This is a genomic window from Nocardia goodfellowii (assembly GCF_017875645.1).
GTDB classification, from domain to species: Bacteria; Actinomycetota; Actinomycetes; order Mycobacteriales; family Mycobacteriaceae; genus Nocardia; species Nocardia goodfellowii.
Window position 1 is genome coordinate 6,168,504 of record NZ_JAGGMR010000001.1, and the last position, 13,818, is coordinate 6,182,321.

The 13,818-nt window shown below is 66.9% G+C and carries 15 protein-coding genes; 2 read left to right on the forward strand and 13 right to left on the reverse strand.

Annotated elements, in window-relative coordinates:
- Positions 1-114 precede the first annotated feature (114 nt).
- Complete coding sequence (locus BJ987_RS28525) at positions 115-495, forward strand: DUF1304 domain-containing protein (RefSeq protein ID WP_307869780.1); 381 nt, start codon at positions 115-117, stop codon at positions 493-495.
- A gap of 4 nt (positions 496-499) precedes the next feature.
- On the opposite strand, the gene BJ987_RS28530 is transcribed toward BJ987_RS28525, so the two are convergent.
- The 8 genes from BJ987_RS28530 to BJ987_RS28565 are packed head-to-tail and all read right to left on the reverse strand — an operon-like array spanning position 500 to position 7,361.
- On the reverse strand, positions 500-880 hold the full coding sequence (locus BJ987_RS28530; protein WP_209895973.1) for a VOC family protein: 381 nt from the start codon (positions 878-880) through the stop codon (positions 500-502).
- 59 nt (positions 881-939) lie between these two features.
- Positions 940-2,187 carry a hypothetical protein gene (locus tag BJ987_RS28535; RefSeq protein ID WP_209895975.1) on the reverse strand — a complete coding sequence of 416 codons (1,248 nt, stop codon included), beginning with the start codon at positions 2,185-2,187 and terminating at the stop codon, positions 940-942.
- 8 nt (positions 2,188-2,195) lie between these two features.
- A complete protein-coding gene (locus BJ987_RS28540) occupies positions 2,196-3,422 on the reverse strand; it encodes a cytochrome P450 family protein (protein ID WP_209895977.1) in 1,227 nt (408 codons plus the stop codon).
- A gap of 11 nt (positions 3,423-3,433) precedes the next feature.
- A complete protein-coding gene (locus tag BJ987_RS28545) occupies positions 3,434-4,675 on the reverse strand; it encodes a cytochrome P450 (RefSeq protein ID WP_209899216.1) in 1,242 nt (413 codons plus the stop codon).
- A gap of 2 nt (positions 4,676-4,677) precedes the next feature.
- The gene (locus BJ987_RS28550; protein WP_209895979.1) at positions 4,678-5,277 is read right to left on the reverse strand and encodes a GTP-binding protein; all 600 of its coding nucleotides are present in this window, start codon (positions 5,275-5,277) and stop codon (positions 4,678-4,680) included.
- Positions 5,252-5,599 (reverse strand): DUF742 domain-containing protein, encoded by a 348-nt coding sequence (locus BJ987_RS28555; protein ID WP_209895981.1) that lies wholly within the window; start codon positions 5,597-5,599, stop codon positions 5,252-5,254. The genes BJ987_RS28550 and BJ987_RS28555 overlap by 26 nt, the downstream gene beginning before the upstream one ends.
- Positions 5,596-6,015 (reverse strand): roadblock/LC7 domain-containing protein, encoded by a 420-nt coding sequence (locus BJ987_RS28560; protein WP_209895983.1) that lies wholly within the window; start codon positions 6,013-6,015, stop codon positions 5,596-5,598. The genes BJ987_RS28555 and BJ987_RS28560 overlap by 4 nt, the downstream gene beginning before the upstream one ends.
- Entirely contained in the window at positions 6,015-7,361 is a 1,347-nt protein-coding gene (locus BJ987_RS28565) for an ATP-binding protein (RefSeq protein WP_245366170.1), read from the reverse strand. The genes BJ987_RS28560 and BJ987_RS28565 overlap by 1 nt, the downstream gene beginning before the upstream one ends.
- A gap of 199 nt (positions 7,362-7,560) precedes the next feature.
- Between BJ987_RS28565 and BJ987_RS28570 the strand changes: the two genes are divergently transcribed.
- Positions 7,561-7,998, forward strand: coding sequence for a type II toxin-antitoxin system Rv0910 family toxin (locus BJ987_RS28570; protein ID WP_209895987.1), 438 nt, complete (start codon positions 7,561-7,563; stop codon positions 7,996-7,998).
- 59 nt (positions 7,999-8,057) lie between these two features.
- On the opposite strand, the gene BJ987_RS28575 is transcribed toward BJ987_RS28570, so the two are convergent.
- The 5 genes from BJ987_RS28575 to BJ987_RS28595 all read right to left on the reverse strand — a co-directional run bounded on the left by BJ987_RS28575 (position 8,058) and on the right by BJ987_RS28595 (position 13,731).
- Entirely contained in the window at positions 8,058-9,617 is a 1,560-nt protein-coding gene (locus tag BJ987_RS28575) for a DHA2 family efflux MFS transporter permease subunit (protein ID WP_209895989.1), read from the reverse strand.
- An 85-nt stretch (positions 9,618-9,702) separates the two neighbouring features.
- Entirely contained in the window at positions 9,703-11,634 is a 1,932-nt protein-coding gene (locus BJ987_RS28580; RefSeq protein WP_209895991.1) for an MFS transporter, read from the reverse strand.
- Positions 11,635-11,860: 226 nt separating this feature from the next.
- Positions 11,861-12,838 carry a zinc-binding dehydrogenase gene (locus tag BJ987_RS28585; RefSeq protein WP_209895992.1) on the reverse strand — a complete coding sequence of 326 codons (978 nt, stop codon included), beginning with the start codon at positions 12,836-12,838 and terminating at the stop codon, positions 11,861-11,863.
- A gap of 3 nt (positions 12,839-12,841) precedes the next feature.
- Positions 12,842-13,264 (reverse strand): organic hydroperoxide resistance protein, encoded by a 423-nt coding sequence (locus BJ987_RS28590; protein WP_209895994.1) that lies wholly within the window; start codon positions 13,262-13,264, stop codon positions 12,842-12,844.
- Complete coding sequence (locus tag BJ987_RS28595; RefSeq protein WP_307869781.1) at positions 13,261-13,731, reverse strand: MarR family winged helix-turn-helix transcriptional regulator; 471 nt, start codon at positions 13,729-13,731, stop codon at positions 13,261-13,263. Before BJ987_RS28595 ends, BJ987_RS28590 begins: the two co-directional genes overlap by 4 nt.
- Between the last annotated feature and the right edge of the window lie 87 nt (positions 13,732-13,818).

The following is a 13,818-nucleotide window of genomic DNA, read 5'->3' on the forward strand; positions in this document are numbered from 1 at the left end:
CGATACGGCACGCGGCGCGGCGGCAGGATCGGAAGCCACCTCGCGGCTACCGTGCTTTCCGGACTGCGCCCCGCAGCCCACGGAACGCCGGAGTGACCGATCCGAGGAGGGCTCGTGCTCGCGGTAGTGCAAATCCTGGCAGGCCTCGCCGCCCTGATTCACCTCTACATCTTCACGCTGGAGAGCTTCCGCTTCACCGATCGCCGGGTGCACGCCGGCTTGTTCCTGGTCGACGACACCGCGCTCGAAGCGGTCCGGCCCTGGGCGTTCAACCAGGGCTTCTACAACTTGTTCCTGGCAATCGGCACACTGGTCGGCGTCTTCCTCGTGCGCCCCTGCCCGGCGGCCGGCTGGGCTCTGATCATCATGGGGTGCGGCTCCATGCTCGCCGCCGCACTGGTCCTGGTCGGCACCGACCGCCGCTTCCTGAAGGCCGCGGCCGCGCAGGGCACCCTGCCCGCAGTGGCCCTGCTGGCCGCGCTGACCCAGCTCTGAGCCGTCAGTCCAGCCACATCAGACAGAAGATGTGCCCGACCGGATCGGCGAACACCCGGAAGTCGCCGTCGGTGACCTCTTGCACCAGCCGGGCTCCGAGTTCGAGCACCCGCTCCTGCGCGATGTCGACGTCGTCCACCAGCACGTCGAAATGGATCTGCTGGGACGCTTTCGGGTCCGGAAACCGCGGCGGCTGGTATTCGGGCGCGGTTTGGAACGCTATGCGCCGACCTTCCTTGTCCGCGATGACAACCCAGTCGTCTTCTTCGTCTTCGATCAACTCTGCCCCCAGCAGCCCGATATAGAACTCGGCCAGTTTGCGTGGTTCCGGACAGTCCAGCACCACACTCCGCAGGCTGCCGATCCCGGTGGTCGCGTTCGTCATACATCCCTCCTCGAAGTTCCCTTGGACACTTCCCGGTTACCCGAGGAGACCGGCACTACTCACTCACGGATGCGCCGGAGCAGCGGGCGCACCCAGGGCGCGAGGGCCGGCACCCCGACGAGCAGGAACCACGGTATGCGCCACCACCACCGGACGCCGTAGTCCTGGGCAGCCGGCGCCGTCGTCGTCAGCAAACGCGCGGTGGACGACCACACCACGAAGGCGTCGCCGATGGGGAACAGACCGAAGGCGTAGCGCTTGCTGCCGGGCAGCGTCAGGGGCAGGCCGAGCAGTTCGCCCTCCGATGCCAGCGCCGCGGCCAGGCTCGCATCGCCGTTGACCCGGGCGGCGCCCATCCCGACCACGGTGGCGGACAAGCTGATTCCCGCGACCAGCGGCCCGGAATCGACATCACCGGTTCCGGCTTGCCCCTGCGGATACTCGCGCAACCCGGGACCGAAACCACCCGGGTAGCTGAGGAATCGGCTCCGGAACCCGGCGTACTGAGTCCGCGCGAATTCGGCGTCTATCTCGGGAAGGAAGCGATGGATCATGGTCTGGGAGGTAGCGCGAGCCCCGGCCACCACTGACCCGTCCGGCGAAACCTGGTGCGGCAGTAGCCCGGTCGCCGGATCGAGCCGGGCTCTGGCGTCGTCGAGCCAGCGCGCGACCACCGCCCCGAACCGAGCGCCGCGCAGGTGATCGTGCAGCCGGAGCGCGGCGATCGCCACCGTCGAATCCACCGGCCAGGCCCGACCGGGATACGCCGGCAAGAACGGCGTCCCGGCGTCGGTGAAGGCCGCCGCGATCTCGGCGCTGCCTTCGTCGAACCGTCGCGCCAGCTCGGCATCCGTGCCGCCGTCCAACGCGAGGACACCACCCCGCAGCCAATTCGTCCAGCCCGCCCAGAACACGCCGTACGCGGGGCGCAACCGCGAATCGAACACCGCTTTGCCGGCCGTCGACTCCAGTCTGTCCAGCGCCCAACGGGATTCACGCACGGCGTGCGCCCGATGCGCCGGATCGTGCAACCCCGTCTGCACCCAGGCAAGACCGTAGAGAGCGTTCACGAAGAAGTACCCCTCCGGGAACTGCCGCTGCGCCGCTGTGTCCGCGCCGTCGGCTATCGCGCCGCGCAAGAACGACAGCTGACGCGCGGTCCCGGCGGGCTGCTCGTCCACGCCCGGCTGCGGCCAGACGAACCGCCCGACCGCCACCAAACAGGCGATGGTCACGACGACGCCCAACCCGCGCAGCACCCACCGCCACGGCGACACCGTTCGGGCCGGCAGCGAAACCACCGCCACGCGTCGGGCTACTCGGCCGGATTCAGATGCACCGGAAGTGTCCGGTGGCCATTGGAGATGAAACTGGCGACGTGCCCGAACTCCGCCGGGTCGGCGGCGAACGTCATGTTCGGGAAGCGTTCGAACAGCGCCGGCAACGCCACCAGCGCCTCCAGACGGGCCAGCGGCGCACCGAGGCAGTGGTGCACGCCGTGACCGAAGGACAAGTGCTCCTTGGACGGTCGCGTCACGTCGAACTCGGCCGCTGTTTCGCCGTGCACCTTCGGATCACGGTTGGCCGCGGCATACGAGGCGAGGATCGGATCGCCCTTGGCGATGCGGATGCCGCCGTCGATGTCGATATCGTCGGCGGCGAAACGCAGCGGCAGGTGCGCGACGGGCGCTTCGAAACGCAGCGACTCCTCGACGAGGTCGGACCACGCGACGTTGCCCTCGACCACGGCGGCCCGCTGGTCGGGACGGGTCAGCAGCGCGTGGATGGATTGGTCGAGCAGGTTGACGGTGGTCTCATGGCCCGCGCTGATGACCAGCAGCAGGGTGTCGATGAGCTCCTGCTCCTGCAGCTGGGTGTTGTCCTCTTCGTCGCGATGCGAGATCAGCAGGCTCGTCATGTCGTCGCCGGGGTGCTCACGGCGGTAGGCCACCAGTTCACCGAGGATCCGGTACATCTCCATGTAGTTGGCCTGGGATTCCTCCGGGCCGAGGGAGGTGTCGAAAATGCCGTCGACGCACTGGCGCAGGCCCTCGTTCAGCGACTCCGGCACGCCCATGAGTTCCGAAATCACTTGAATCGGAAGCGGATACGCGAACCGCTCGCGCAAATCGACCGGCCCTTCGGCGGCGGCCAGGTCGTCGAGCAGCGCGTGGGCGATTCGTTCGATCTGCGGCCGCATCGCCTCGGTGCGGCGGTGGGTGAACGCTGGTGCGACCAGCTTCCGTAGTCGGCGATGGTCGGCGCCGTAGGCGGTGAACATGTTGTTCACGGCCACCCAGAGGAACAGCGGCCAATCCTGCGGCACCTCGCCGTTGATGAAGGCCGGCCAGTGCTGGCGCGCGTCCTTGGACACCCGCGGGTCGATCAGCATCTTCTTCAGCACTTCGGCGTCGGTCACCGACCACGCGCGCACACCACCCGGCAACTCGACAGCACTGACCGGTCCGCGCTCGGCGATGCGGGCGGCCTCTCCTTGAATGTCGGTACCGGCGGGATCCAGGACAATGGGCTGACTGTCCATCACTTCTCTCCTTAATACACGTGCAGCGGAGGCGATTTCGGGAAGGTGACCGGTAGGGACACCAATGCGCGATGGAACGGTCCCGGCCGCCAGTGCAGCTGGTCGGGCGACACCCCCAGCCGCATTTCCGGTAGTGCGTCAAGGATTTGGTCGATGGTTTCCTGGGCGATCAGGTAGGCCACGGACCGGGCGGGGCAGGCGTGCGGGCCGAGGCTCCACGCCAGATGCGAACGGTTGTCGGTGTATTCGCCCGCGCTGATGGCGGGATCGTTGTTGCAACCGGCCATGCTGATGACGACCGGCTGATGCGCGGGCAGCCACACGCCGTCGATGAGCATCGGCTGGCGCGGATAGGAGACGCAGTAGTTCGCCATGGGCGGGTCGGTGAACAGCACCTCGTCCAGTGCGTCGCGGGTGGAAAGACTGCCACCCAACAGGTTTCCGGCGAACCGGTCATCGGTGAGCATGAACACCAGCGTGTTCACGATGAGGTTCTGCTCCGGCTCGATGCCCGCGCCGTAGATGGTCGCCAGCTGGTGGATCATCTCCACATCGGTCAACTTCGCCGGGTGGGCGAGCAGCCGTGAGGTGAGGTCGTCGCCGGGTTCCTTGCGCTTGCGGGAAGTGAGCTCCACCAGCGCGTCGCTGAGCATGGCGTTGCCCTTGTCGGCGTTGACGCCCTCGAAGATGGCGGCCATACCGGTGGCCACCTGCTGGCCGATATCGGGTGGGCAGCCGATCACCTCATTGAGCACCGCGAACGTCGCCGGGAAGGCGTACTGACTGATCAGATCGGCGTAACCGTCGCTACAGAAGGTGTTGATCAGCGGTATCGCGATGCGCTCGACGGTGGCGTGCAAGGAGTGCAGATCGACCGCGCTGATCGCGGCGAGATTGGCCTGGCGGTAGCGCAGATGCTCGATTCCCGCGCTGCGCAACGCGTTCGGGCGCCACTCCAGCATCGGCAGAATGGGGCATTCGCCGGGCACGTGCTGCTGCCAGGTGCGCGGGTCGGCCGGGAAGTGGTCGGGATCGTTGAGAATCCGCAGCGCGGTGTGATAGCCGATCACCAGGGTCGCGGGAATTCCCGGGGAGAGTTCGACCGGCACCAAAGAGCCGTATCTGCGGCGCATTTCGTCGTAGGCGCGGTGCGGATCGGCCGCGAACTCCTCGTCATACAGGGACACGCGCGGGCCGTCGGTGTCGACCGGTGAGCCGTGGGGTACCGGACAGCGATCGGCCTGGGGCGGCATGGTCAAAGCAAGGACTCCTGACGATGGAACAGGAATTCGACGAGCGTGATCAGCGAACGCAGACAGGTGCCCCGATTGCGGGCATCGAGCGCGGTGAGCGGCGTCTCGGGCGTGAGATCGAGCGCGTCCCGGACCTCCTCCAGCGGATAGCGCGTGGCGTCGTCGAAGACGTTGACCGCCACCGAATACGGCACCCCGCGCTCCTCGAGCACCGAGAGCACCTCGTCGGAGCGCTCGATGCGCCGGGTGTCGACCAGCACCAGCGCACCCAGCGCACCACGGGCCAGCTCTTCCCATAAGGGGACGAAACGCTGCTGGCCCGGGGTGCCGAAAAGGTATAGCGCCAGTTGGGGATTCAACGTGATGCGGCCGAAATCCATCGCGACGGTGGTCTGCGTCTTCTGACCGAGCCCGGCCATGTCATCGATGCCGATGCTGGCTTCGGTGATGGTCTCCTCGGTGCGCAGCGGCGTGATCTCCGAGACGCTGCTCACGAACGTGGTCTTGCCTACCCCAAAGTTCCCCGCTACCAACAGCTTTACCGATCGGGTCACGGTCTCCGGCACATAATTGACTTCAGGCCGGGAGAGCACGGAGCCCATCGAGTACCTCCTTGAGAATGGCAAGCTGTGGCACGTTGGTGGGCACGGGTATGGCCAGGCATTCGTGGTCGAGCAAGTCGGAGACGACGATCTTCACCACCGAAGGCGGCAGATCCAGGTACGCGGCGATCTCGGCGATGGAGAGGGCTCCGTTATTGCAGACCTCTCGTACCCGCCGAGCCTCCGGGCGGGCACCCTGCGGCAGGATGTGGCCCGCCGCGACGACGATGGTCACCAGATCCAGCTCCCGGCTGGGGCGCGAACGCCCCCCCGTGCGCACGTAGGAGCGGACCAGGTCGGGGTCGCGCCGTGGCCTGGTCATCGCCGATCGCTGTCCGCTCTCCGCTGCGAGTACTTGCCGAGTTCGTGCCCGACCCGGGCGGCGAGCTCGTTCATGCGATGCGCGATCAGACTCACGTCCGCCTCGGTGGTGGTCGAAACGCCGAGCAGCGCACCGTCTCCCGCCGCGGTGATGAAAATCATCCCCTCGTCGTATTCGGTCATGTTCTGCCGCAGACCGGTGCCGGTCCCGCCACAGAACTCACCCAAAGCCTTACCGAGCGAACGCAATCCGGACGCGGCAGCGGAGAATCGCTCGGCGTTGTCTCGGGTGATGCCTTGCGAGTGGGCGATACGCAGACCGTCCTCGGATAGCAGGACGGCGAAACGCACACCGGGAACGCTGAGCTCTTCGAGTAACCAGCCGAGCTTGTTACTGGAATCGGTGGCGGTGCTCATCAAGGCGTCGTCCCTTCCGTGTTCTCAGCCGCGGCCGCTCGGCCGCTCTTGGATCCGGTCTGCCATGCGGCGGCGATATCTGGTCGAGCTGGTCCCGGTTCGGTGCGCTGGGTGGCCGGCCTGGCCGGCGCGGCGGCGAGGCCGGGCGCGACCGGGCGACGGCGGCGCTTGGGCAGACCACCACTGGTGATCTCGTGCACCGCGAAAGCCTGGTCGGCACCTTCGGGTTCGGGTTCGGCGGGTCGCTGGACGGCCGGCTCCGGCACGACGGCCGCTTCCACGGCGGGCGTGGCCTCCGGGGTGGCGAGCAGCGATTCCGGGATGTAGACCATGGCCCGCATACCCCCGTAAGCGTTGGGCCCGTCGATGTAGACGGTGAATCCGTAGCGGCGAGCGAGCGCGGCGACACCGGGGAAGCCGACCTTGGGCGCGGGGCCGAGTTGATGGATATCGACGGTGCGCTCCCCTGCCAGGATCTGGCGCGCCTCCTCCATCTGCTCGGAGTTCATCCGCACACCCGCGTCGTCGATGATGACAGTGATGCCGTGATGGCCTTCTTGGAAGCTGATGTCGACGAACGACGTCGGCGGCGAGTAGCGCAGCGCGTTGTCGAGCAGCGTGGCCAGCGTGTGCACGAGCGGCTCCACGGCGCGACTGATCACCACCCGATCGGACTGGTGGGACCGCACGCGCAGATAGTCACGCACGCGACCGGTGGCGCCGCCGACCACGTCGGTGAGCGATTGCGCGGGCCAGCGCCTGCCGGGCAGACCACCGCACACGATGACGTAGGACTGCGCCTGGCGGATCATCTGCTGCACCGTGTGGTCGATGCGCGTGAGCGTGGCGTAGACCTCGTCCCCGCGGTGGGTACGCAGGGCGGCGCTGACGACCTGGCCCGCGTCGGCGCCGAGGCTGACCACCGAGGTACCGAAGGCGCGCACCGCGCCGCTGGTGGCGTCGCGGGCGGCGGCGGTTACTTCCGCGCGTGCCTTTGTCTCGGCCTGTTCGACCGCGGCGCGCATGCGCTCCTCCGCGTCGGTCTGCACCTTGCGCAACTCATCGGCATAACGTTCGCCGAGCCACTGCAGACACTGCACGAAGCGCGTGTTCTGCATACCCTCGAGCACGTCGAAAGTAGTGGTGGGAGCCTCGAACCGCCGGACAGCGTCGGTAATCGCCGGCACGGTGTGCACGGCGAAGGATTCGAGGGTGTCCTCGTACGCGCGCTGCAGGCCAGTGAGCTCATCGATCCGTAGCTGCTGCCGTCTACCAGCATTGACGAAATACACCGTAACGGCGATGACCAGCGCTGGAGCGATGATCCACGGAAGTACCTGTGCCATTTCTAGGTTCATCCGGTTACGTCACGCCTTTCCTCACACCCGCCGACAAACAAGGCTCTAGCCTCACATTGCCTGCGGGACAGGCGATCACACCAATGCTCCCGCGGACTTGCTCACATTAGCAGGATCCCAGCGAACGCGTAACGTTCAGCAACAGTTACGGATTCGAAGAACCGGCGGTACCGGATACCATGCCCGCATGGCGAAACTGAAGGTCTCCGTAGACGTCCCGCTAACCCCGGATCGGGCCTGGGCGCACACCTCGAACCTTTCCGAGCTGGACCAGTGGCTGACCATGCACGAGGCATGGCGCAGCGAGGTGCCCGAAGAACTGACCGAGGGCAGCACGCTGGTCGGCGTGGCCGCGGTCAAGGGCTTTCGCAATCGGGTGACCTGGACGGTCGAGAAGGCCGAACCGCCGCGCCGGCTGAAACTGCGCGGCGCGGGCAAGGGCGGGACCAAGCTGGGCCTGGAACTGCTGGTGGCGCCCAAGGGCTCGGGTTCGGAGGTGACCGTCGACATCGAACTCGGCGGGCGGCCGCTGTTCGGTCCGATCGGCAGCACGGTGGCGCGTGCGATCAAGGGTGATATCGAAAGGTCCCTGGACAAGTTCGTCACGCTGTACGGCGAGAAATAGCCCCCTGAACGAACTCGGGCCCACGATGCCGAAGCGTCGTGGGCCCGAATCGAACACCGTCAGTGCACGAGCACCTGGGCATTACCGTCGGCCGGCACCGGCGGCTTGGTGCGCGGCAGGAAGTAGGCCGGAATCAAGGCCAGCACCATCAGGATCAGCGCCACCACGAAGGTGTTGCTGAACGACTCCGCGGCCAGGCTCAGCGCCTGCGCCTTCTGCGCCGCGAACTCCGCCGCCGCCTCCGGGGGCAGCGTGGCGGGATCGGGCAGCGCCGCGGCCTGTTCCGGAGACTGCCCCGCGGTGGGCAGGCCCTTGTCCTTCATCTGATTGGTCAGGATCACCGCGATGGTGGCCGTGCCGATCGAACCGGCGGTCTGGTTGATGATGTTCATCAGCGTCGAACCGCGCGCCACCTGCTGATGGGTCAGCGTCTGGATCGCCGCCGTCATCACCGGCATCATGGTGCAGCCCATACCCAGACCCATGATGAACAGGCCGGTGCCCAGCATCAGATACGAGGTGTCGGCCTCGAGCTGGGTGAAGAACACCATGCCGATGCTGATCACCGCGATACCGGTCAGCACGATCTTGCCCGGACCGATCTTGTCGACCAGGCGGCCCGCGATCGGCATGGTCAGCATGGCGCCCAACCCCTGTGGCGCCAGCATCAGACCGGCCGAGAGCGAGGTCTCACCCTGCACCGACACCAGGTAGGACGGCAGCAGCAGGCCCGCCCCGAAGAACGCCGCGGCGAACAGCGTCATCGTCAGCACCGAGAACAGCAGCGACTTGTTGCGGAACAGGTACAGATCGATCAGCGGGTGCTTGGCGCGCAGCGCGTGGAAGACGAAGGCCACCAGCAGCAGCGCACCGATGAGCATGGTCACCCAGACCTTGGGCGCGGTGACCCGGCCCTCGTCCGGAATGGAGGAGACGCCGAACAGGAACAGCGCCAGACCCGGTGAGGCGAGCAGCATGCCGATGAAGTCGAACGACTCCGAGGGCTGCGGCTTGTCCGCGGGCAGGATGATGAAGGCGTAGACCAGGGCGATGACGCCCAACGGGAGGTTGATCAGGAAGATCCACTCCCAGGAGAAGTCGTCGATCAGCCAGCCGCCGAGGATCGGGCCACCGATCGGGCCGAGCAGCATGGGAATGCCGAGCACGGCCATTACCCGGCCGATCCGCTGCGGACCGGCGGCGTGGGTCATGATCGTCATACCGAGCGGCATGAGCATGCCGCCGCCGATGCCCTGGACGACCCGCGCGGCGATCAAGGTCTCGATGCTCCAGGCGAAGCTGCACAGCACCGAGCCGAGCACGAAGAACGCCAGCGCCGAGATGTAGAGGCGCTTGGTGCCGAACCGGTCGGCCGCCCAGCCGGTCATCGGGATGACCGTGGCCAGCGCCAGCGTGTAGCCGGTCATCGACCAGGCGGTCAGGGCATAGCTGGAACCGAATTCGTGCTGGAACTCGGGAATGGCGATGGTCACGACAGTGATGTCGAGGATCGACATGATCGCGCCGAGCACGACCACGCCGGCGATTTTGAAGACTCTCGCGTCGAGCTTGTCGTCGGCCGCGTCTTGGTCGGCCTTGATATCCGGAGGTGATGTCACCGGTTAAGGGTGCCAGTTGCCCCGACAAATAACCAGAGAAGCCCGGCGGGTCGGAGAGTGACTGCCGCCACCCTCCCCCACTCGGCTACTTCGGCAGTTCGGCCAGCTCCCGCCGCACGACCTCATCGTGCGCCGCCGCCGCGGCGGCCGCCCGCCGCGGGCTCCAGTGCCCGGACATGACGAACACGAACGGGATGAACAGCACCTGGGCGATCAAGCAGATCCACCACCAGCGTCCCCACTGACCGGGCGAATCGTGCTTGGCCTGCCGCACTTCCGGGCCGCGCTCGGCCAGGTAGGCGCGATCGGAGGCGGAAATGGTGTTGATCGCCTGCAGTTTCGCGCCCGCGTCCGCCAGTTTCGGGGCCACCCGCGCGGCGACGGTGAGCTCGTCGCGCGGCACCGCCTGCGTCGCGGTGAGCCGCGCGATCGCGTCGTTCACCGGAATGGCGAACTTCTGCGCCACCTGACCCACCGCGGCGAGGCCGGCGTTGCCGTCGGCCGGATCGGCCGCCAGTGCCGCCTGCGTGTCGGGGTTGATGGCGTTCAGTGTCTGTAGTTCCTGCGGGTACTTCGCCTGAAGCGCCAGCGCCGTCTGGATCTCGGCGGCGGTGGCCCCGCTCAGCTTCTGCATCGCGGCGAGCTGCGCGGCCTGATCGCCCGGGTCGGCCTGCAATGCCGCGAGGGTTTCCGGGCCGACGGTCTGGATGGTGGCGAGCTCGGCGGCATGCGCGGCCTGGATCTGCGCCAGGCGCGGCCCGTAATTCACCAGCGGCCCGGCGGCGTTCACCACGAGCAGCAAACCGAACAGGACCAGCGTCACCACGCCGCGCAGGGTGCCGCCCCAGACCGCGAGGCCGACCGCGGTGGCGGCGGGGTTCCGCTCCTCCACGGTTTCGGTGAAGCTGGCCATCCAGGTGGAGTAGGCGATACCGGTACCGATCGCGATCAGCGCGAAAATCCAGGCCCAGGTGTAATACCCGGTCTCCGGATTGTCATTGTGCTGGATCAGGATGAACATGCCGACGATCGAGATGAGCGCACCGGCGATCATGAACGGCTTGCGGACTTTCAATCGATCCGAGGCGATACCGGCGGCCACGAGCGCGATCGCGTTGGCGCCCCAATACCAGTTGCCCAGCGCGTTCGCCTGCGCCGAGGTGAACCCGAAGTTGGTGGCCAGATAGACCGCCAGGAATGAAATGATCGTATAGAAGAAGGCCAGGAAAAGGCTGATGCCCAGAGCCGATCCGACGATATTCGGCTTCAGCATCTGCTTCCACTGATCACGTTCCAGTTCTTGCACATTCAGGCCGCGGGCGCGCGCCTCGATCAGCGCCTTGTCCCGCAGTGACACCATCACCTGATCGCGCAGTGGCGGGCTCAGTTCCCGGAGTGCGACGACCGCGACCACCGAGATCACCATGCAGATCACACCGCAGAGCCGGTAGTGGTACTGCCAGTCCGGGTGCGCGTCCAGCGTGCGGGTGGAGATCGCGGTGGTCACCAGGGCGCCGATCACCGGCCCGAGGGTCCAGAAACCCATCGCCGAGGCACGGCCCAGTTGCGGAGAGAAATCCCGGATCAACGCGGGCGTGGCCACCAGGACCGCACCCTCCACCACGCTCACCAAGACGTAGACGATCAGATAGGCCTCTTTGGTCGTCGTCGCCGGCACCGCGAACAGTGTCAGCGCCGAAACGATCACCACGCCGTAGGCGACGATATTGGCCCGCCCCCACCGATCCAGGAGACCGGCCACCAGTGAGGCGACCGCACCGAACGCGGCCCCCACGATGAAGATTCCGACGAAATACGAGAAGGACAGATCGAAATAGGCGATCAGCTCGTTGCCGACCGCGCCGGTGACGAACAATTGGTAATACAACGCGATCGAGGTGACGACCACGACGGTCAGGTACCAAGCACGCGCCGGCGTTTCAGGATAATTCGGAAGTTTGCGCTGCCAGAGCCCGGTGAGCAGGGTCGGCGGGGCGGGGATCGACGTCGAACTCATAGTCGAATTGCCTTTCTAGCCTCGGCAACTCGCGCTGAATCACGGCGACGGGGCGGACGAGCCGCCGGGTGCGCAAACTGTAACGACCGATCTTGATCCGCACGCGGTTTCCGGCCACTCGGTCCCGCTCATCGGAATTCTGCGATATTCGGAAACGAAGACAACAAAACGCAGTGCGGGTCATCGAGACGATGACCCGCACTGCGTGGACGCGATGACGGACCCGCTAGGGCCGCAACGCGATCTTGGCCGAGCGGCCGCGACTTTCACTGGCCACGGCGGCTTCCGCCGCGGCGTCCAGCGGGAACGTTGCCTCGACCGCCAGGCGCAGGGCACCCTGTGCCGCCATCGTCACCAGTTCGGTGATCAGGCGGCGCATGTCCTCGCGGCTGGTCTGCTCGGCGCGCTTGGAGCCCCAGAAACCTTTGATCACGGCCTGTTTGAAGATGACCGGGCCGGGATCGATGATCAGCGGCTTGCCCGACAGCGCACCGAAGGAGATCAGTTCGCCGCTCGGCGCGAGCAGCGAGAGCAGGTCGTTGGCCGCGCTGCCGCCGACCTGGTCGACGGCGCGCACGATCGGCGCGCCACCGGTCAGTTCGGAGACCTGCTGCTGCCAGCCCTCGGTTTCGGTGTCGACGACCGCTTCCGCGCCCTGGTCCCGCAACGCCTTCAGCGATTCGGTGTTGCGCACCAGGCTCAGTACGTGCACGCCGCGTTGGCGGGCAAGGACATTCAGCAGCCGGCCCACCGCGCCGTTGCCGGCGTTGACCGCAATCCAGTCGCCCGCCGCCACATTCAGGTCTTCCAGCAGCATGAGCGCGCTCAGCGGCATGGCCATCAGCTGGGCGGCGGTCTCGTCCGGGATCGCGTCCGGCAGCGGCACCACCTGGGTGGCCTTGGCCAGGAAGAACTCGGCCCAGGCCTCGTGGATACCCGAAATGCTCACGCGCTGACCGACTTCCAGCCCGGAAACGCCCGGACCGAGCGCGTCGATCCGGCCGACGGCCTCGGTGCCCGGGATAGCGGGCAGCGCCGGCTTGTAGCCGTACACGCCGCGGATGGTGGCCAGGTCGTGGTTGTGGATCGGTGCCAGGATCAACGCGATCCGCACCTGACCTTCGCCGGGCTCCGGCGCCGGTCGTTCCCCCGCGGTCAGCACGTCCTTCGGTTCGCCGAAGGAGTCGATCACTACCGCGCGCACGGCTCAGTCCTCCGCGACGGTGACGGTGACGTCGATATTGCCGCGCGTGGCGTTGGAGTACGGGCAGACCTGGTGCGCCTTGTCGGCCAGCGCCTGCGCCTGCTCGCGGGACAGGTTCGGCAACGTCACCTCGATCTCCACGGCCAGCTGGAAGCCGCCCGCGTCGTTCTTGCCGAGGCTCACCTTGGCGCCGACCGCGGAGTCGTCCACGTTCGCGCCGTCGTTCTTGCCGACCAGGCGGAGCGCGCCGTGGAAGCACGCCGCGTAGCCGGCGGCGAAGAGCTGCTCCGGGTTGGTGCCCGTACCGCTACCGCCGAGCTCCTTGGGCGAGGTCAGGTCCACCTCGACCTTGCCGTCGGAGGTACGGGCGTGGCCGTTGCGGCCGTCGCCGGTGGCGAGGGCTTCGGCGGTGTAGAGGGTGTTCATGAGTGCTCACTTTCGCTTCGAGGATGCGATATCCGAGGTTGCGCGGACAGTGTCTCGGTCATGCGCCGCAAGGTATCGCGCAGCGCGACGAATTCGTCCGAGGACAGGCCGACGGCTTCGGCCATTTCGTTCGGTATGTCGCGGGCCTGGGCCCGCATTTCGCGTCCGGTGCCGGTGAGCCGGATCTCGACTCGCCGTTCGTCGGCGGTGCTGCGCTGGCGCTGCACCAATCCCGCCGTTTGCAACCGCTTGAGCAGCGGCGACAGGGTGCCGGAATCGAGTGACAGCGTCGTGCAGAGTTCCCCGACGGAGCGACCGTCACGTTCCCACAGCGCCAGCATCACCAGGTACTGCGGGTAGGTCAGCCCGAGCTTGTCCAGCTTGGGCCGGTAAACCGCCGTCATCGCCCGCGACGCCGCGTACAGCGGAAAGCACAGCTGCTCGTCGAGGCGAAGATGATCGGTCACGTCCTGAACGGTAGTCCCCAATTAAGTTGTGTACAACCGAACTGAGCGTGGCCTGCGCCACATCACCGCCGTCGTCCCGGCACCGGG

Bases quoted from the DNA above. Each gene is read 5' to 3' on its own strand.
- BJ987_RS28530 (WP_209895973.1), bottom strand. From the start codon at position 880: ATGACGAACGCGACCACCGGGATCGGCAGCCTGCGGAGTGTGGTGCTG.
- BJ987_RS28540 (WP_209895977.1), bottom strand. From the start codon at position 3,422: ATGGACAGTCAGCCCATTGTCCTGGATCCCGCCGGTACCGACATTCAA.
- BJ987_RS28545 (WP_209899216.1), bottom strand. From the start codon at position 4,675: ATGCCGCCCCAGGCCGATCGCTGTCCGGTACCCCACGGCTCACCGGTC.
- BJ987_RS28550 (WP_209895979.1), bottom strand. From the start codon at position 5,277: ATGGGCTCCGTGCTCTCCCGGCCTGAAGTCAATTATGTGCCGGAGACC.
- BJ987_RS28555 (WP_209895981.1), bottom strand. From the start codon at position 5,599: ATGACCAGGCCACGGCGCGACCCCGACCTGGTCCGCTCCTACGTGCGC.
- BJ987_RS28560 (WP_209895983.1), bottom strand. From the start codon at position 6,015: ATGAGCACCGCCACCGATTCCAGTAACAAGCTCGGCTGGTTACTCGAA.
- BJ987_RS28565 (WP_245366170.1), bottom strand. From the start codon at position 7,361: ATGGCACAGGTACTTCCGTGGATCATCGCTCCAGCGCTGGTCATCGCC.
- BJ987_RS28570 (WP_209895987.1), top strand. From the start codon at position 7,561: ATGGCGAAACTGAAGGTCTCCGTAGACGTCCCGCTAACCCCGGATCGG.
- BJ987_RS28580 (WP_209895991.1), bottom strand. From the start codon at position 11,634: ATGAGTTCGACGTCGATCCCCGCCCCGCCGACCCTGCTCACCGGGCTC.
- BJ987_RS28590 (WP_209895994.1), bottom strand. From the start codon at position 13,264: ATGAACACCCTCTACACCGCCGAAGCCCTCGCCACCGGCGACGGCCGC.